Source organism: Streptomyces sp. NRRL B-1347, assembly GCF_000720325.1.
In the GTDB taxonomy this organism is placed as follows: Bacteria; Actinomycetota; Actinomycetes; order Streptomycetales; family Streptomycetaceae; genus Streptomyces.
In genome coordinates, this window is sequence record NZ_JOJM01000094.1 from 1 (window position 1) to 18,733 (window position 18,733).

The following is an 18,733-nucleotide window of genomic DNA, read 5'->3' on the forward strand; positions in this document are numbered from 1 at the left end:
GGTGGGAGAAACCGCCGCGGTAGCGGGGGGGGCGGGGCGGAGGGAACCGGGGACGGGTCGAGCGCGTGTTCCAAGGTGCGGCCCACCGCAATCCGTACAAGATCGAGGCAAGCCCCGTGCGGATCCCCGCCCCGACGGCGATACTTGCGGCCGAGCACCACTTCCCGCCCAAGGCCCAGGGGCCAGGAAGAAGCGGCGGTGCCACGCCCGATGACCAAGGGGGAGGTCGAGGCCCAGGTGACACACCCGCCAGCAGCACCCGAGGCAGCACCCGAGGCACCGCCCGCGGCGCAGCCGAAGGCGCTGCCCGAGCCACCGCCCAAGGCGCCCGCCCGGGAGCCGGCCTGGGCGGAGGGCGTCAAGCGCCTGCGCAAGGCGGCCACCACGGAACCGGGCAGGCTCCGCGTCATCGGCGCGGTGGTGGCCGCCCTGGTCCTCGCGTTCGGCGCGGTCACCACCTGGGAGACGACGTCGCGCGCGGACGCCGCGGACCGCGTGCTGCACCGCAGCCAGCCCCTGAGCGCGGACGCCGCCGCGATCTACCGCTCCCTCGCGGACGCCAACACCGCCGCGTCGACCGGCTTCCTGGGCGGCGGCCAGGAGCCCGCGGACATAAGGGAGCGCTACCAGCGGGACATCGAGCGGGCGAGCGAGAAGCTGGCCACGGCCGCGGCGAACGCGGGCTCCGGCGGCAACGGCTCGTCGGCCGCCGCGATCAGCGCGCTCAACAAGCTGCTGCCCCAGTACACGTCCCTGATCGAGCGGGCCCGCGCCAACAACCGCCAGGGCCTGCCCCTCGGCGGCGCGTACCTGCGGTACGCGAACGACACCATGCAGACCCGCATGCTCCCCGCCGCGGAGAAGCTCTACAAGGCCGAGAACCAGCGCCTTGACGACGACTACGCCGACGCCGAGCCCTACCCGTGGGCCGCGCTGTCCCTCGGCGCCCTCGCCCTGGCCGCGCTCGTGTGGACCCAGCGCCGCAACTACCGGCGGACGAACCGGGTGTTCAACGCGGGCCTGCTGGCCGCCAGCACGGCCGCGGCCGTCGTCCTGCTCTGGCTCGTCGTCGGCCACACCGTGGCCCGCTCCGGCCTCAGCACGTCGTACGACGACGGCGTACGGTCCCTGACCGTCCTCAACGACGCCCGGATCAGCTCCCTGAAGGCCCGGGGCAACGAGAACCTGACCCTGGTCAGCCGGGGCGCGGAGACGACCGAAGAGGGCAAGGACAAGTTCGACACCGCCTACCAGCAGCAGATGCGGCGGCTCGCGGGCGACTCCGGGCTGCTCGCGCAGGCGGCCCGGCTCGCCGACGACGACGCGGGCAAGCGCCCGGTCGCGACGGCCGCGGACAACGTGACGGTGTGGAAGGACCGGCACAAGTCGGCCCGCGCCAGCGACGACGCGGGCCGCTACGAGGCCGCCCTCGACAAGGTCATCGGCTCCGGCGGCGCCAAGGGAGGGCCCGGGTCCGCCTCGACGGGCGAGTCGTTCGACAATGTGGACGCCGCGCTCGACACGGCGCTCGCGCACGAGCAGCGCGAGTTCCAGCGGGCCGCGGAGGACGGCAAGGGCGCCATGGCGGGCCTGCCCGTCGGCGCCGCCGTGCTCGCGGTCCTCGGCGCGACGGGCGCGGTGCTCGGCATCGGCCGCAGGCTGTCGGAGTACCGGTGAACGGGGCAGGTGTGACGCGGTGAAGGGAGGCACGCGGACGATGCGTACGCGACGTGACGGGGCCCGGTGGGACGGCGGGGGCGTGGCACGGCTGCGCGGCTGGGGAGGCGTGGCCACGATGGCGCTCGCCTGCCTCCTGGCGACCGCCCTCGTCCTGGTCCTGCCCCGGCTCAGCGACGGCGGCAGCGGCGAGCGGGGCAACAGCGCGTCGGCGAAGGCGGGTTCGAAGGACGCCGACCGGCTCACGCAGGCCGCGCCCGCGCGCGCCGACGAGGAGTGCGAGGAGCCCGAGCGCAGCCTGAAGCCGTCGCCCAAGGACGGCCCGGTGCTCGAAGCGATCAAGAAGCGCAAGGTCAGGAAGCTGGTCGTGGGCGTCGATCAGAACAGCTACCGCTGGGGCTACCGCGACCCGAACAAGGAGAAGGGCGAGCTGGAGGGGTTCGACATCGACCTCGCCCACGAGATCGCCGAACGCCTGCTCGGCGACCGCGACGCGGTGGTGTTCCGGGCGATCCCGACCAACCAGCGCATCCCCGCCATCCAGAGCGGCCAGGTCGACATGGTCGTCCGCACCATGACCATCAACTGCGCCCGCATCGAGCAAGTCGACTTCTCCACCGCCTACTTCGAGACCGGACAGCAGGTGCTCGCCCCCAAGAAGTCCACCATCACGGGCTACAACGACACCCTCAAGGGCCGGCGCGTGTGCTCGGCGGCGGGCTCCACGGCGGAGGCCGCCCTCAAGGAGAAGAGCTTCGGTGCCGACATCAAGACCACGGTGCCGAACCAACTCGACTGCCTGGTGCGGCTCCAGCTGGGCCAGGTGGACGCGGTGCTCACCGACGGCGCGCTCGCCGCGGGCCAGGCCGCCCAGGACCCGACGGTCGCGCTGAAGGGCAAGCCGTTCACCACCGAGTACTACGGCGTGGCCATGAAGAAGGGCGCCGACGACCTGGTGCGGCGGGTGAACGACGTCCTGGAGGACTACCGCGAGGACGGCTGGAAGAAGTCGTACGACGCCTGGCTCGCCGACGACCTCGGCGACGACGCGCGCCCGCCGAAGCCCAAGTACAAGAACTGACCCGCCCCCGAAGGAGGGCGGCTCCCCCGGAGCCTCCGGAGCCGACGACTGACCCGACAGCACTGAAGAGTTCGCAACGCAGAGCGGAGAGGTGATCGATGAGCGTCGCGGGACCCCCCGGCCCCGTCATGGACCGGGACGAGGTGGACCGTGCCCTTGCCCGCCTCGACGCCGAACACGAGGCGATCGAGACCTCGCTCCTCGCCCTCCAGGACCACGCGGGCCGGCGCCTGCTCGAAGGCGCCCGGCTCACCGGCACCACCCAGGAGCGGTGGCTCGGCGCCGAGCGCCAGATCACGCTCCTGTGGACGTACTTCGACGCGTACGCGGGCGCCCTGCGCACCGCCCGCGAGGTGCGCGAGCGCAGGCGCTGGCCGAACCGCGACGACCTGCTGGAGCTGACGCTGCTGCTCCGCGGCGAGAGCGTCACGCTCGCGGGCGGGACCGCGTCGGGCGCCGCCCCCTCGATCACGGGACCGGCCAGGCTCACCGAGCGGTTCAGCCTCGAAGAGCTGGTCGCGCGCATGAACGACCTGTACGCGCACTCCCTGGACACGGTCGTCGCCGCCGACGCCGTCTGGTCGGCGCTGCCCGCCCGCATCGACCTGCTCGCCGCCGAACTCCAGCGCACCCGGCAGCTCGCGCACTCCGTGGGCGTGCGCCCCGGCGAGCACCCCTCGGGCGACGACCTGGAGAGCATCACGCGGGAGCTGGCCCTGCTGCGCGAGCAGGTGGTGTCCGACCCGCTGGCGTTCTGGCTGCCCGCGCCCGGCAGTTCGGCCCCCGGCGGCGGCCGCCCGCACACCGACCGCTACGACACCGCGGCCCGCGCCCTGGAGGACGTGCGCCGGGAGATCGACGCCGTGCTCACCGTGCGCCAGGACGCCGAGGCCCGGCTCGGCAAGCTGCGCGACCTGCTCTCGCGCGCGGACCGCACCCTCGCCGAGGCCCGCTCCGCGCGCGGCGAGGTGCTCGCGAAGATCGCCGCGTCCGAGGTGCCCGCCGTCTCCGGGCCGCCGACGGCCCTCCAGGAGCAGCTCGCGATGGCCGCCGACTACCGCCGCAACGCCCAGTGGCACCGGCTCTCGCCGCTGCTCGAGTCCCTGGAGCAGAAGGCCGAGGACGAACTCCTGCGCGCCCGCGAGTCGCTGACCGCCGTCACCGCGCCGCTCGCGGTCCGCGCGGAGCTGCGCGGCCGCCTCGACGCGTACAAGGCGAAGGTCGCCCGGCACGGCCTCGCCGAGGACCCGCTCCTCATCGAGCGGTACGACACCGCGCGCCGGATGCTCTGGAGCGCGCCCTGCGACCTGCGCGTGGCCGAGCAGGCGGTGCTGCGCTTCCAGCAGGCCGCCGCCGAGGCCCTGGCACCGCGGGTCCCGCAACCGGGCGGGCCCGCCGACCGGAGGGGGGACGCATGAGCGAGCACACGGCCGGAAAGCCCACGGGGCCGCGACCGTGCCAGCGGCCCGGCTGCACGGGCGCGTACGAGGACGTGGGCGGCGGCGAGCTGTACTGCGACACCTGCGGGCTCGCCCCGGTCGTCTCGCCGCACGGCATGGTGGGCTCGCCCGCGACCGGCGTCACCGGCGGCGGCAAGGACTCGGACGCCTCGGGCCGGTCCGCCGCGGGTTCCCGCTCCACGCGCGGCAGTTCGCGCTCGTCCCGCTCCCAGTCGTCGCGCCGCTCGGTCTCCGGCCGCCTCTCGCGCTCCCTCTCTGGCCGTACGTCGTCGCGCTCGGTCTCCGTCCGCAGCTCGGGCGCGTCCAGCGGCTCTTCGGCGCGCTCCCGGCTCGGCATGGGCCTGGTGGCCGTGCCCGCGGTGCCGCGCCCCGACCCGCGCGACGCGGTGCAGCGCGACCCCGAGGTGCCCGAGCGCAAGCGGTTCTGCTCGCGCTCCGACTGCGGCGCCCCGGTGGGCCGCGCGCGCGGCGACCGGGCGGGGCGCACGGAGGGCTTCTGCACCAAGTGCGGCCACCCGTACTCCTTCGTGCCCAAGCTGAACCCGGGCGACATCGTCCACGGCCAGTACGAGGTCGTGGGCTGCCTCGCGCACGGCGGCCTCGGCTGGGTGTACCTGGCGGTGGACCGCGCGGTGTCCGACCGCTGGGTGGTCCTCAAGGGCCTGCTCGACACGGGCGACCAGGACGCCATGGCCGCCGCGATCGCCGAGCGCCGCTTCCTCGCCGAGATCGAGCACGCCAACATCGTGCGGATCTACAACTTCGTCGAGCACCTCGACCAGCGCACGGGCTCCATGGACGGCTACATCGTCATGGAGTACGTGGGCGGCAAGTCCCTCAAGGAGATCGCCAACGGCCGCCGCACCGCGGGCGGCAAGCGCGACCCGCTGCCGGTCGAGCAGGCCTGCGCCTACGGCATCGACGCCCTGGAGGCCCTCGGCCACCTGCACAGCCGCAACCTGCTGTACTGCGACTTCAAGGTCGACAACGCCATCCAGACCGGGGACCAGCTCAAGCTCATCGACATGGGCGCGGTCCGCCGCATGGACGACACCGAGTCCGCGATCTACGGCACGGTGGGCTACCAGGCGCCGGAGGTCGCGGAGGTCGGCCCCTCCGTGGCGTCCGACCTGTACACGGTGGCCCGCACCCTCGCGGTGCTCACCTTCGACTTCCAGGGCTACACCAGCGTCTTCGTGGACTCCCTGCCCGACCCCGACCACATCGAGGTCTTCCGGCGGTACGAGTCCTTCTACCGGCTGCTCGTCCGGGCCACCGACCCCGACCCGGCCCGCCGCTTCGCCTCCGCCCAGGAGATGGCCGAACAGCTGACGGGCGTCCTGCGCGAGGTCGTGGCCCTCCAGAGCGGCCGCCCCCGCCCGGCGCTCTCGACCCTGTTCGGCCCGGAACTGAAGGTCACGGACACGGAACTCTTCGGCGAGATCGAGGGCGAGGTCTCCCTGCTCGGCTCGCGCGTCGCCGCCGCCACCGCTGCGGGCAGCGGCCCTGTCGGCGTTTCCGCTGTGCCCCGCGCCCGTACGGCCGGGGCCCCGGCCGAGGGCAACGGCACCCCGGCGGGCGCCCCCGTGCCCGTCAGACCCCTGGACACCCCGGCCGCCGCCCTCGCCCTGCCCGTCCCCAGAGTCGACCCCACCGACCCGAACGCGGGCTTCCTCGCGGGCCTGGTCGACTCCACCGGCGGCGGCGAACTGATCGCCGCCCTCCAGGCGGCGCCCACCCGCTCCGCCGAACTCCGCCTGCGCGAGCTGCGCGTCCGCCTCACCCTGGCCGAGCACGCCCTGGCCGCGGGCGCCCTCGAGGCCCTGGAGCAGGACCACCCGGACGACTGGCGGGTCGTCTGGTACCGGGGCGTCGCCGCCCTGGCCACCGGCGACCACGAGAACGCGGCGCTGTCCTTCGACGCAATCTACGACGCGTTCCCCGGCGAGCCCGCGCCCAAGCTCGCCCTCGGCCTGTGCGCCGAGGTCCTCGGCCAGCTGGACAACGCCGCCGAGTACTACCGCCTCGTCTGGACCACCGACCCGAGCTACGTCAGCGCCGCCTTCGGCCTGGCCCGCGTGCAGCTGGCCACCGGCGACCGCGCGGGCGCCGTACGGACCCTGGAGTCCGTACCGGAGTCGTCGATCCACTACACGGCCGCCCGGGTGGCGGCGGTGCGGGCGCGGCTGCGGCGGCGTATGACGTTCGACACGGGGCAGGGGCCGGGCGCGGGGTTCCTCGACGACCTGAGGGCCGCCGCCGGGCAGGTGGAGGCCCTCGCGGGCTTCGGGCTCGACGCCGTGCGCAGGGAGCATCTGTCGACCGAGGTGCTCGGCACGGCGCTCGACTGGGTACTCTCCGGTAGACACTCTGGTCACGCTTCCGCTCCGTCGACGGCCTCCGGCAACCGGCACCCGCGGACCGTACTGCTCGGCAGCGATCTGGACGAGCGCGGCCTCCGGTTCGGCCTGGAGCGCGCGTACCGGACGCTCGCCCGGCTCGCCCAGGGTGGCGAGGAAAGGATCGAACTGGTGGAGCGGGCAAACCGTTTCCGCCCCCGGACGTGGGTGTGAGGATGTCGGAAATGCACCAACCGGCGGCCCTGTCGACGTGTCCCAGCTGCGAGTGGCCCCTCGAATCGGGCGACTTGTACTGCGGCGCGTGCGGCTACAACCTCTCGGCGACCACGGTGTCACCCGACGACCGCCCCACGCTGGCGATCAACGGCTTGCCCCGCAACGGCGCCGAGCCCCCGGCGGCGGCCCCGGCCGAGCCCGACGCGTGGCCCGCGGCACCCGAGGCCGCGCGCGACACCCGGGGCGACATCGCCGCGAGCGAGACCCAGGACGCGGACGACGTACGCGTACGGGAGAGCGCCGACGCGCGGGACGGACACGCCGACCGCGACGCGGCGGCCGAGCCCGACGACTACCCGCTGCCCGCCCCCGACCCGCGCGCCTCCGCGCCCGCGGCCCCCGCGGCGGAGCCCGCGCCGGCCGCGGACGCCAAGATCTGCGTCGCCTGCCGCGCGGGCAGCGTCGCGCCCGACGGCTACTGCGAGAACTGCGGGCACGCCCAGCCGCGCGAGCGCGACCACATGGAGCAGGAGCTTGACGCCGTCGCCGCCGTCAGCGACCGCGGCCTGCGCCACCACCGCAACGAGGACGCCTTCGCGATCTCCACGGCCGCCCTGCCCGACGGCGCCCCCGCCGTCACCGCGATCGTCTGCGACGGCGTCTCGTCGGCGACCCGCCCCGACGAGGCCTCCGCGGCCGCGGCCCGCGCCGCCGACGCCTCGCTCCGGGCGGCCCTGCCGCGCGGCATCCACCCGCAGCAGGCCATGCACGACGCGATCGTCGCCGCCGCCGACGCCGTCAACGCCCTGGCCGCCGAGCCCGCGACGGCCCGCGAGCACCACCCGCACCAGAACGCGCCCGCCTGCACCCTCGTCGGCGCCGTCGTCACCGGCGGCCTGCTCGTCGTCGGCTGGGTCGGCGACAGCCGCGTCTACTGGGTGCCGGTCGACCGCACGGGCCCCGCCGTCCGCCTCACCGAGGACGACTCCTGGGCCGCCCAGATGGTCGCCGCGGGCCTGATGAACGAGGCCGAGGCGTACGCCGACGAGCGCGCCCACGCCATCACGGGCTGGCTCGGCGCCGACGCGTACGAACTGGAACCGCACACCGCTTCCTTCAAACCGGACCGTCCGGGTGTAGTGGTGGTGTGCACCGACGGCCTGTGGAACTACGCGGAGGCGGCCGAGGAGATGGCCGCGGCCGTGCCCGCGGACGCCGCCGAACGGCCGCTGCACAGCGCCCAGGTGCTCGTCGGCCACGCCCTCGACGGCGGCGGCCACGACAACGTAACAGTGGCGGTCCTGCCGTTCCCCGCCGCGTCGCGAGGGGCAGGATCGGCCTAGCGGTCCGGGCGCGACGCCGTCGCCCGCGCCGGGATCCTCGTCCGGCAGGAGCCTCAACGGTCCGCCGCGCACCCGCACTTCATGCGTGCGCCCACACCGTGGGACCGCCGTGGGAACCGTCTCAGGGGGGAACAGCAACCATGGCCAATTTCTTCAAGTCGAGCGTTCCGCAGTTCAGCGTCGACGTCTATCAGAACGAGTACCTCCCGGAGGGCGGCCGGGAGGTCAACGCGATCGCCACGGTGACCTCCACCGGCGGCGGCACCATCGGCTCCGCCGTCAGCGCGCCCCATCTGTACGCGGCGGGCCAGGGCCCGGACGCCGCCGTCGCCATCATGGTCGACTGCTCGGGCTCCATGGACTACCCGCCGACGAAGATGCGCGGCGCCCGCGACGCCACGGCCGCCGCCGTCGACGCGCTGCGCGACGGCGTGCACTTCGCCGTCATCGGCGGCACCCACGTCGCCAAGGAGGTCTACCCCGGCGGCGGCCGCCTGGCCGTCGCGGGTCCGCAGACCCGCGCCCAGGCCAAGGAGGCCCTGCGCAAGCTCAGCGCGGGCGGCGGCACCGCCATCGGCACCTGGCTGCGCCTCGCCGACCGGCTGCTCGCCTCCGCCGAGGTGTCGATACGGCACGGCATCCTGCTCACCGACGGCCGCAACGAACACGAGTCGCCCGACGCCCTGCGCGCCTCCCTCGACGCCTGCGCGGGCCGCTTCACCTGCGACGCCCGCGGCGTCGGCACCGACTGGGAGGTGAAAGAGGTCACAGGCATCGCCTCCGCGCTGCTCGGCACGGCCGACATCGTCGCCGACCCCGCCGGGCTCGCCGACGACTTCACGCGCATGATGGAGACCGCCATGGGCAAGGAGGTCGCCGACGTCAGCCTGCGGCTGTGGACGCCGCTGGGCGTCGAGATCGTCTTCGTCAAGCAAGTGGCGCCCACCGTCGAGGAGTTGACTGACCGGCGCACCGAGGCCGGGCCGCGCGCGGGCGACTACCCGACCGGCTCCTGGGGCGACGAGTCCCGCGACTACCACGTCTGCGTCCGCGTCCCGGGCGCCGAGCTCGGCCAGGAGATGCTCGCCGCCCGCGTCTCCCTGGTGGTGCCGCAGGCCGACGGCACCGTGCAGACCCTGTCCCAGGGCCTGGTGCGGGCGGTGTGGACCGACGACCTGTCGGCCTCCACCTCCATCAATCCGCAGGTCGCGCACTACACCGGCCAGGCCGAGCTGGCCCAGGTGATCCAGCAGGGCCTCGACGCCCGCAAGCTGGGCGACCTCGACGGGGCAACGGCCAAACTGGGCCGGGCCGTTCAGCTCGCCAGTGCCTCCGGCAACGAGGACACCGCGAAGCTGCTTTCGAAGGTGGTGGACGTCGTGGACGCCACGACAGGTACTGTTCGATTGAAGGCGCGCGTCGCCGAGGCCGACGAGATGACGCTCGAGACGCGCTCGACGAAGACCGTGCGCGTGAAGAAGTAGCACGAGCAAGCGACGTGTCCCTCGTCATACGACGGCACGGAGCGTCGTGATACGACGGCGCAGTACAGCTACGTCTGCCCGTACCGGACAAGCACCGCACACGGCCCTCGGGCCGGAGAAGGAGAGGGGGAAGCGCCGACATGCCGACCTGCCCGAACGGACACCAGTCGGGTTCCGACGACTGGTGCGAGGTCTGCGGTCACCGCATGGCCGGTGCCGTACCGCCGCCTCCCCCGCCGCCCCCGGCCGCCGGTTACGGCTACCCGCCGGCCGCGCCCGGACAGCCCGGCCCGCCGCCCGCGCCCGGCGGCGGCCGCCCGCACCTGGCCGCGGTGCCGAACCGCGAGCCCGAGCTGTGCCCCCAGTGCCGCACCCCCCGCGAGGCGAACGCGCCATTCTGCGAGGAGTGCCGCTGGAACTTCCTGACGAACACGGCGACGTCGTACACACCGGCCGCGCCGAACCCGCCGCTGCCCACGTCCGCCGGGATGCCCACCCCGGGCCGACCGGCCGGACCCGGCTTCGACGGGCCCGGTGGGCCCCAGGGGCCCGGCGGTCCTGGTGGACCTGGCGGCCCCGGCGGGCCCGGTGGACCTGGCGGCCCCGGCGGGCCCGTGCGTGCGCCGGGTGGTCCCGGCGGTCCCGGCGGTCCGTTCGGGCAGCCCGGTGGGCCGGGTGCGCCCGGAGGCCGCGGGCCGTTCGGCGGCCCCGGCGGTCCTGGTGGCCCCGGCCAGCCCGGTGGCCCCGGCGGCGGTCCCGGTGGCCCCGGCCAGCCCGGTGCCCCCGGCGGGCCCGGTGCCTTCGGCGGCCCGGAGGGTCCTGGTAGGCCTGGCGGCGGTCCTGGTGGGCCTGGTGGTCCCGGTCCGTCCGGCGGTCCTGGTCCGTTCGGTGGCCCCGAGGGTCCCGGTGGGCCGGGTGCGCCCGGTGGGCCTGGTGGGTCTAGTGGACCTGGTGGGCCTGGTGCGCCCGGTGGCGCCCGTCCCTTCGGCGAGGGTCCCGGTGGGCCCAGTGCGCCGGGCGGTCCCGGTGGGCCCCGCCCCTTCGGCGACGGCCCCGGCGGGCCCGGCGGCCCCGGTGGGCCCCGCCCGTACGACGGCCCCGGCGGTCCTGGTGGGCCCGGCGGCCCAGGTGGCCCCGGCGGTCCCCGTCCCTTCGGCGGTCCCGACGGCCCCGGCGGCCCGGGTGGCCCTGGTGCGCCCGACGGCCCCGGTGGTCCTGTCGGACCCGGTGGACCCGGTGGGCCTGGTGGCCCCGGCCGTCCCGGTGGCCCTGGCGGTCCTGGCGGCCCCGGTGGCCCCGGTGGCCCGCCCCCCGGTTCCCAGTTCCCCCCGCCCGCCGGCTCCGGCCACGACGCCTTCGACTACCAGGGCTCCCGGCCCTCGCAGGTGAACCGTCCTGCCGAGCCGATCGCGCCGCAGGGGTTCCAGCAGGGTCCCCCCGCGCCGCCCGCGTTCCCGCGCGAGACCGGTGCCCCGCAGGGACCCCCGCCGCCCGGCCCCGGTCCCTCGGGACCGCAGACCGGCGGGGACGACTGGGTCATCTCGCCGCCGTCGGCCGAGGCCCCCGGGCAGCCCGCGCCCGGCTTCCCGCCCCCGGCGCAGCCGCAGGGCCCGGCGAACTGGACCGCGACCGTCGGCCCCGACCGCGAGTACTTCATGGCGATGATGCAGCGCAGCGGCCCCGAGGCCGCGGGCCTGAACCTGCCCGCGTACTCGCCCGAGCAGCACCACCCGCTGATCGGCAACCAGGTCACGATCGGCCGCCGCCGCCACTCCACCGGCGACACCCCCGACATCGACCTGTCGGTGCCGCCGGAGGACCCGGGCGTATCGCACCAGCACGCGATCCTGGTCCAGCAGCCCGACGGCGGTTGGGCGGTCGTCGACCAGAACTCGACCAACGGCACCACGGTCAACGGCGGCGAGGAGCCCATCCAGCCGTTCGTCCCCGTCCCGCTCCAGGACGGCGACAAGGTGCACGTAGGCGCCTGGACGACGATCACCGTCCGCCGCGACTGACCCCCGCACGCACCTCGAAGGGCCGTACGCCCGCCGTCACAGCGGCCAGGCGTACGGCCCTTCGGGGTCGTCGAGCCACGCCCACGCGTACTCCCCGCTGACCGTCACCCCGAACCGCTCCCGCACCGGCCGCCGCTCCCGCTGCCACAGCGCCAGCGCCTCGTACGGATCCAGGGTCCCGGCCGTCAGCTCCAGGAGGAACCGGAACAGCTCGCTCTGCAGCGCCCGGCGCGGCAGCCCGCCGAGGGGCGGCTCCTGCGCCACCCGGCCGCTGCCGCCGCGCAGCGGCACGAAGTACGCGGGGGTGTGCAGGAACCGCCCCTCCGCATGCGTGGCGTCCCGCACCCGCAGCGCGATGAGCCCCGTCGCGAGGGGCGCGAGCACCAGGGCTCCGGGGCGGCACTGCCCCAGCCACGGCCGCGGCACCGAGCTCAGCGTGCAGGTCGCGATGATGCGGTCGTACGGCGCCCGGCGCGCGCACCCCGCGGCCCCGTCCCCGGTAACGACGGTGGGCCGGTACCCGGCCACGGCCAGGTGCCGCCGCGCCGACTCGGTGATCTCCGGGTCCAGGTCGACGGTCGTGACGTGGCCGTCGCCGAGGCGGTGCGCGAGCAGCGCCGCGTTGTAGCCGGTGCCCGCCCCGATCTCCAGGACGTCGCACGGTCCCGCGTCACCGACCTGGAGCTCCACCAGCATCTTGGCCATGAGCGAGGGCTGGCTGCTGGAGGAGACGAGGTCCCCGTCCCGTACGCGCGTGGCCAGCGGCGCGTCCGCGTACGCCCCGCGCAGCCATCTGGCCCGCCGCACCGGATCGGGGTCCTCGCCCCACAGCCGCTCGTAGCCCCCGGCCAGGCTCACGTAGTAGTAGGGCACGAACACGTGCCGCGGCACCGCGTCGAACGCCTCCCGCCAGCCGGGATCGTCGTCGAAGGCGCCGCCCGCCTCGATGTCCCGCACCAGAGCGGCCCGCGCCTCGGCGGCGACGACGGGGTCGGGTTCGTCCCTGAGCGGAGCTTGCGCACCCATACCCCCACTGTGCTGCCCCCGGCCGTCCGATGCGAGCGGTCCTAAGCCTTCCGTCCTCGGCCGCGGCGTCTGAGACCATGGAGACGTGAATGAGATCCCGCGCGGCACGCTTCAGGAGCAGACCTTCTACGAACAGGTCGGCGGCGAGGACACCTTCAGGCGCCTGGTCCGCCGGTTCTACGAGGGGGTCGCCGAGGACCCGCTCCTGCGCCCCATGTACCCGGAGGAGGACCTGGGCCCGGCCGAGGAGCGCCTCGTGCTCTTCCTCATGCAGTACTGGGGCGGCCCCCGCACCTACAGCGACAACCGCGGCCATCCCCGGCTGCGCATGCGCCACGCCCCCTTCACGGTCGACCGCGCGGCCCACGACGCCTGGCTCAAGCACATGCGCGACGCGGTCGACTCCCTGAACCTCTCCGAGGAACACGAGCACACGCTGTGGAACTACCTGACCTACGCGGCGGCTTCCATGGTGAACACCCCGGGCTGACGGCCTCTGCCGCTCCCCTCGCCGGGCGGGCGCTCACACAGGGCTGACGGCCAGCGCCCCCACGCCCGCGCGCCGCAGCGCGACGGATCCGTAGGGCGTACGAAGCCGCAGCCAGACCCCCGCCGACAGCAGGTCGAGGGAGTCCCCCCGCAGGAACCCGAGGGACTGCGCCGCGTGCGCGGCCCGCACGGGAAGGCCCGTGCCCGGAACGACCCGGGACCAGATCTCCCGGCCCACCCGGTCCAGCTCCGCCCGCACCCTCCGCTCCGGCGCCAACTCCTCCACCCGGGCCCGGAATTCGCCGACGGCCGCGCGCACCAGGGCGCGCACGTCGGGCGCGCCCGGAAGGCCGGGAACCCGCTCCCAGCCGCCCCGCGGCGGCAGCACACCGGCCCACGGCGGCCCGGTCACGGCGGCGGGCACGACAGCGGTGCCCGCCGTCCCTGCCGAGTCCGCCGAGTCCCCCACGGACTCAAGGAACTCGCCCGCGGACACCGTCACGTCGAGCGAGGTGTCCAGCCCGTCCTCGTACGGCTTGGCGAGCCGCGCCGTCCGGATCGCGAGGACCTCGAACGACGGCGGCCGCCCGAACACGGCGAGCGTCTCCCCCGCCGCCTGCAACCGCACCGCGGCCGCCTTGTCGTAGTGGACCAGGCGGGCCAGGAAGGCGGCCAGGTCCGCCGCCTCCCCGGGGTCCACGAAGTGCAGCCGCGCGGTCATGCGACCAGCGCCTCCGCACCACCGGCGCTGTCGTCCTGGTACTCCTCCAGGACGGCGCGCTCCTCAGCGGTGATCCGCCGCGGCCGCTGCGCCCGCAGGTCGAACGGCACGACGACCGTCGTCGCCCGCACGTACACCGTCTCCGGGTCCTTGATCTCGTACGAGACCGTCAGCGAGGCGGCGCCTATCTTCGTCACCCACGACTCGATGGTGACCGGCTCGTGCCGGTGCACCAACGGCCGCAGGTAGTCGATCTCGTGCCGCGCCACCACGGACCCGCCGGAGAACGACGGGCCGTCGTCCGACGAGAGCCGGAACATGAAGTCGATGCGCGCCTCTTCCAAGTACCGCAGGAAGACCGCGTTGTTGACGTGCCCGAAGGCGTCCATGTCCGACCACCGCAGCGGGCAGCTGTACAGATGACGGGCCATGTCAGCCCCGGGTGAGCTTCTTGTAGGTGGCACGGTGCGGACGAGCCGCGTCCGGGCCGAGGCGCTCGATCTTGTTCTTCTCGTACGACTCGAAGTTGCCCTCGAACCAGAACCACTTGGACTCGCCCTCGTACGCCAGGATGTGCGTGGCGACTCGGTCCAGGAACCAGCGGTCGTGGGAGACGACCACGGCGCAGCCCGGGAACTCCAGGAGCGCGTTCTCCAGGGACGACAGGGTCTCGACGTCCAGGTCGTTGGTCGGCTCGTCGAGGAGCAGCAGGTTGCCGCCCTGCTTGAGGGTCAGCGCCAGGTTGAGGCGGTTGCGCTCACCACCGGAGAGCACGCCCGCGGGCTTCTGCTGGTCCGGGCCCTTGAAACCGAACGCGGACACGTAGGCGCGCGAGGGCATCTCGACCTGGCCGACGTTGATGTAGTCCAGCTCGTCGGAGACGACGGCCCACAGCGTCTTCTTCGGGTCGATGTTGGCGCGGCCCTGGTCGACGTAGGAGATCTTGACGGTGTCGCCGACCTTGATGCTGCCGGAGTCCGGGGTCTCCAGGCCCTGGATCATCTTGAACAGCGTGGTCTTGCCGGCGCCGTTCGGACCGATGACGCCCACGATGCCGTTGCGCGGCAGCGTGAAGCTCAGGTCGTCGATGAGCACCTTCTCACCGAAGGCCTTGGAGAGGTTGTTGACCTCGACGACGATGTTGCCCAGGCGCGGGCCCGGCGGGATCTGGATCTCCTCGAAGTCCAGCTTCCGCATCTTGTCGGCCTCGGCGGCCATCTCCTCGTAGCGGGAGAGTCGCGCCTTGGACTTGGCCTGCCGCCCCTTGGCGTTGGAGCGGACCCACTCCAGCTCTTCCTTGAGGCGCTTGGCGCGCTTGGCGTCCTTCTGGCCCTCGACCTTGAGGCGGGTGGCCTTCTTGTCGAGGTACGTGGAGTAGTTGCCCTCGTACGGGTGGGCGCGGCCGCGGTCGAGCTCCAGGATCCACTCGGCGACGTTGTCCAGGAAGTACCGGTCGTGGGTCACGGCGACGACGGTGCCCGGGTACTTCGCGAGGTGCTGCTCCAGCCACTGCACGGACTCGGCGTCCAGGTGGTTGGTGGGCTCGTCGAGGAGCAGCAGGTCGGGCGCCTCGAGGAGGAGCTTGCAGAGCGCGACGCGGCGGCGCTCACCACCGGAGAGGTTGGTGACGGGCCAGTCGCCGGGCGGGCAGCCGAGGGCGTCCATGGCCTGCTCGAGCTGGGTGTCCAGGTCCCACGCGTTGGCGTGGTCGAGGTCCTCCTGGAGCTTGCCCATCTCCTCCATGAGCGCGTCGGAGTAGTCCGTCGCCATCAGCTCGGCGACCTCGTTGAACCGCTTGAGCTTGCCCATGATCTCGGCGGCGCCGTCCTGGACGTTCTCCAGGACGGTCTTGGACTCGTCGAGCGGCGGCTCCTGCAGGAGCATGCCGACGGTGAAGCCGGGCGACAGGAAGGCGTCGCCGTTCGACGGCTGCTCCAGACCTGCCATGATCTTCAGCACCGTGGACTTACCGGCGCCGTTCGGACCCACGACACCGATCTTCGCGCCAGGCAGGAAGTTCAAGGTGACATCGTCAAGGATCACCTTGTCGCCGTGCGCCTTGCGCGCCTTGCGCATGGTGTAGATGTACTCAGCCAAGAGAAACCGTCCGGCAATCAGTGTGTGGGCAGATACACCCCATCTTGCCGTACGGCTAGCCCTCGGAGAAAACCGGATAGCCGCGCGGCCCGCCCGGCCCGTGGGCGCCGCCCGCCGGAGATGGGGGCGGTGGGTCCGGGGCCGGGCGCTCGCACCGTGACCGGTCGGTCACGGTGTGCTCACTCCTCGGTCGGGGCGGTCGGGGTGGTCTCGCCGGTCCCGGCCGGGTCCTGCTTCTTGCGCAGCAGGAAGACCGCGCCGCCGCCGACCACGACCAGGGCGATCGCGAGCCCGGCTATCAGGGGCGTGGCGTTCGACCCGCCGGTGGCCGCGAGGTCGCCGCTCCCGGACGTGCCGCCCGCCGACGCGGGGCTCGGCTGCGGCGCGGGCTGCGCCTTGCCGCCGACGCCGGCCATGGCGGCCTCGGTCCTGCAGTCGAGCACGCCGCTGAAGCGCTTCTCGAAGCCGCCGGGCCCGGTGATCACGAAGTCGTAGGCCTGGTCCTCCTGGAGCGGGACCGTCACCGTCCGTGTCTCACCGGCCTTGATGGTGTGCTCGGCGCCCATCAGGCGGAAGGTGAACGGCGCGTCTCCCTTGTTGCCCGCTGTGATGTCCACGCCGCGCTCGGCGCAGTTCTTCTCGGCGGACAGCGCCGGTATCGGGCCCTTCTTGGCCCAGTGCGCGGTCGCCGTCGCGGACACCGTCGATTCGCTGGAGCCCGCGAGGATCTGCGTCTGGCTCCTGGTCTCGGAGGTGAAGGCCCGCCCGACCGGCACGGTCGTCGACGCCTGCACCTCCAGCGAGGCCGTGCCGTCCGGTGTGCCCTTGGGGACGGCGAAGTACAGCTTGCCGCCGTCGGACGCCGACTTCACCGGCTTGCCGTTCTTGCCGACGACCTTCACTCCGCTCGCCGAGTCGGCGGGCGGTATGACGGTCACGCTGTCCGCGTCCGTCCGCACGGTCACCGGGCCGAGCCGCTCCCCCGCGCGCCCGGACACGGCGGGCGGCTCCAGGGTCAGCGACGCCTTGGGCTCCGGGCTCCTGCGCGCGCTGCGCTCCAGATAGTCCGCGAGCTTCTCGGCGCGCGGGTCCACCGCCTCCACCTCGGCCCTGGTGGCCCGGTCGGAGTAGCGCCAGATCGCCACCTGGGTGCCCGCCGCGGCCGTCTCCTCGGTGAGCGAGCCCGCGCCCGCCTTGCGGGCCAGCTCCGCGAGGTCGTTCACCTGCGGGTAGGAGTGCTGGAGGATCCAGCGGATCTTGCCCGCGTCGCGGTTGGCGTGCAGGGACGTGCCGCGCCAAGGGGTCTCCTTGTACTGCGCGTCCTTCTGCGTGGGGTTGTGGAGGTCGACGCAGTACGTCTGGAGGGTGCCGCCGTTGTCCACGGACATCTCGAAGAGGCCCGCGGGGACTCTCTGGCTGCCGCCGTCCTCACGGATGACGGCCTGGCCGTAGGTCGTCAGGCCGTCCAGGGTGGCGGTGGCACCGCCCCGGTACGGCGGGGCGTCCGTCGCCACGGCCGCCGCCGCGACGGCTGTCGCGCCCGCCGAGACGAGCCCGGACGCGACCAGCGCGACGGCGAGGCGCACGGCACCCCGGCCCCGTATGGACAACGCAGCAAACACAGAATTCCCCTCCGGGCAGGACCGATTCACATGGGGGGACGGGTCCCGCCAGCAGACTCAACCGAGCAGAGTCACCTGCCGAGCGCTCCACGCGGGCATCAACTGCCCCACGGAGCCACGCCCGGCATCCTAGAGACGCGACGCATCGCCGTTCCCAGTACGACTGTCCGACAACCGATCCGAATCGGAATCGTTATCGGCAACGCCCCTGTTGAGCTGGGCTTATCGACAAATCCATGGTTCTGTTCCCCTCGCTTCACGGTGGAACGGCGGGCGGTGGGCCGGGCCTTCGGCGCTTCAGCCCACCGCGACCGGCTCCGGACGGGCGCCCATCGCGGCTTCGGGCGTCGCTTCCGCTTCGGGCGTCACATCCGCCGCGGCCGCCGTGTCGCTCACCGCATCCGCTGCCGTGCCGCTCGCCGCATCTGCTGCTGCCGTGGCGCTCGCCGCATCTGCGTCCTCACCGGGGGCTTCCGCCGGTGACTCCCATGCCGGTTCCCGCTCCAGCGGCACCTGGGCCGGGGGCTTGGCCCGACGGAACGCGGACGTGCCGCGGGCCAGGTCGTGGCCGATCGCGTACGCGTCGATGTCCACCGACACCCAGTGCTGGCCGCCGCGCTCCTCGTCCTTGACCTTCAACCTGCCCTGCACGATGACCTGTTCGCCGACGGACAGCGAACTCTGCACATTCGCACCGAGGGCCCGGCGGGACCAGACCGTGAAGAAATTGGTGTGTCCGTCCGCCCACTCGTTCCTCGTGCGGTCGAAGTGACGTGGTGTCACCGCGATCCGGAAGCGTGTCACCGGACCGGACGGCAGCTCCCGGAACACCGGCGTCGTCGCCACCCGGCCCACCACCGTGATCATCGTGTCGTTCATCGCCGAACCCCTCCCTCGCACACCGCGCACGGGCATCTCCCGCGTCGGCGGCGGTCGCGACGACCGCAGATCCAGACTGCGCCGATCGGGGCCGGCCCGCTGAGCGCTGTGCCCTACCCACCGGTTGTGGACAACTCCGTCACCCGACGGAAGCCCTCCGCTTCGCGCGGCGCCCTCCGTCCCGACCTGACGGCGCCCCCCCCGGCGGCGCTCCCCCGGCAGCGCCCCCCGCCCCCCCCGGTAGCTCACCCGTGGCGCCC

Annotated in this window: 14 protein-coding genes; 8 read left to right on the forward strand and 6 right to left on the reverse strand. The window is 73.8% G+C overall.

Annotated elements, in window-relative coordinates; all coding sequences use genetic code 11:
* Positions 1-210 precede the first annotated feature (210 nt).
* From IG74_RS0140885 to IG74_RS0140915, 7 genes are all read left to right on the forward strand, one after another.
* Positions 211-1,677 (forward strand): hypothetical protein, encoded by a 1,467-nt coding sequence (locus IG74_RS0140885; protein WP_234334619.1) that lies wholly within the window; start codon positions 211-213, stop codon positions 1,675-1,677.
* A 40-nt stretch (positions 1,678-1,717) separates the two neighbouring features.
* Positions 1,718-2,758 carry a glutamate ABC transporter substrate-binding protein gene (locus IG74_RS0140890; protein ID WP_030688013.1) on the forward strand — a complete coding sequence of 347 codons (1,041 nt, stop codon included), beginning with the start codon at positions 1,718-1,720 and terminating at the stop codon, positions 2,756-2,758.
* A gap of 98 nt (positions 2,759-2,856) precedes the next feature.
* The gene (locus IG74_RS0140895; protein WP_030688016.1) at positions 2,857-4,176 is read left to right on the forward strand and encodes a hypothetical protein; all 1,320 of its coding nucleotides are present in this window, start codon (positions 2,857-2,859) and stop codon (positions 4,174-4,176) included.
* On the forward strand, positions 4,173-6,791 hold the full coding sequence (locus IG74_RS0140900) for a serine/threonine-protein kinase (protein WP_030688019.1): 2,619 nt from the start codon (positions 4,173-4,175) through the stop codon (positions 6,789-6,791). The genes IG74_RS0140895 and IG74_RS0140900 overlap by 4 nt, the downstream gene beginning before the upstream one ends.
* 2 nt (positions 6,792-6,793) lie before the next feature.
* On the forward strand, positions 6,794-8,137 hold the full coding sequence (locus tag IG74_RS0140905) for a PP2C family protein-serine/threonine phosphatase (RefSeq protein ID WP_030688021.1): 1,344 nt from the start codon (positions 6,794-6,796) through the stop codon (positions 8,135-8,137).
* Between the two features lie 140 nt (positions 8,138-8,277).
* Complete coding sequence (locus tag IG74_RS0140910) at positions 8,278-9,621, forward strand: vWA domain-containing protein (RefSeq protein WP_030688024.1); 1,344 nt, start codon at positions 8,278-8,280, stop codon at positions 9,619-9,621.
* A 140-nt stretch (positions 9,622-9,761) separates the two neighbouring features.
* Positions 9,762-11,639: an FHA domain-containing protein gene (locus tag IG74_RS0140915; RefSeq protein ID WP_030688026.1), complete on the forward strand. Its 1,878-nt coding sequence runs from the start codon at positions 9,762-9,764 to the stop codon at positions 11,637-11,639.
* A 36-nt stretch (positions 11,640-11,675) separates the two neighbouring features.
* Here IG74_RS0140915 and IG74_RS0140920 read toward each other — a convergent pair whose 3' ends face one another.
* Positions 11,676-12,665 carry a methyltransferase domain-containing protein gene (locus IG74_RS0140920; protein ID WP_030688029.1) on the reverse strand — a complete coding sequence of 330 codons (990 nt, stop codon included), beginning with the start codon at positions 12,663-12,665 and terminating at the stop codon, positions 11,676-11,678.
* Between the two features lie 85 nt (positions 12,666-12,750).
* Here IG74_RS0140920 and IG74_RS0140925 point away from each other — a divergent pair, with 85 nt between their 5' ends.
* Positions 12,751-13,155: a globin gene (locus IG74_RS0140925; RefSeq protein WP_030688031.1), complete on the forward strand. Its 405-nt coding sequence runs from the start codon at positions 12,751-12,753 to the stop codon at positions 13,153-13,155.
* 33 nt (positions 13,156-13,188) lie between these two features.
* Here IG74_RS0140925 and IG74_RS0140930 read toward each other — a convergent pair whose 3' ends face one another.
* The 5 genes from IG74_RS0140930 to IG74_RS0140950 form a co-directional block, all read right to left on the reverse strand.
* Positions 13,189-13,875 carry a hypothetical protein gene (locus IG74_RS0140930; RefSeq protein WP_030688033.1) on the reverse strand — a complete coding sequence of 229 codons (687 nt, stop codon included), beginning with the start codon at positions 13,873-13,875 and terminating at the stop codon, positions 13,189-13,191.
* A complete protein-coding gene (locus IG74_RS0140935; RefSeq protein ID WP_030688036.1) occupies positions 13,872-14,306 on the reverse strand; it encodes an acyl-CoA thioesterase in 435 nt (144 codons plus the stop codon). The genes IG74_RS0140930 and IG74_RS0140935 overlap by 4 nt, the downstream gene beginning before the upstream one ends.
* A gap of 1 nt (position 14,307) precedes the next feature.
* Positions 14,308-15,972: an energy-dependent translational throttle protein EttA gene (ettA, locus tag IG74_RS0140940; RefSeq protein WP_030688038.1), complete on the reverse strand. Its 1,665-nt coding sequence runs from the start codon at positions 15,970-15,972 to the stop codon at positions 14,308-14,310.
* 179 nt (positions 15,973-16,151) lie between these two features.
* On the reverse strand, positions 16,152-17,576 hold the full coding sequence (locus IG74_RS0140945; protein ID WP_199818964.1) for a Cys-Gln thioester bond-forming surface protein: 1,425 nt from the start codon (positions 17,574-17,576) through the stop codon (positions 16,152-16,154).
* 315 nt (positions 17,577-17,891) lie between these two features.
* Positions 17,892-18,473 (reverse strand): single-stranded DNA-binding protein, encoded by a 582-nt coding sequence (locus IG74_RS0140950; protein ID WP_063761337.1) that lies wholly within the window; start codon positions 18,471-18,473, stop codon positions 17,892-17,894.
* Positions 18,474-18,733: the final 260 nt, after the last annotated feature.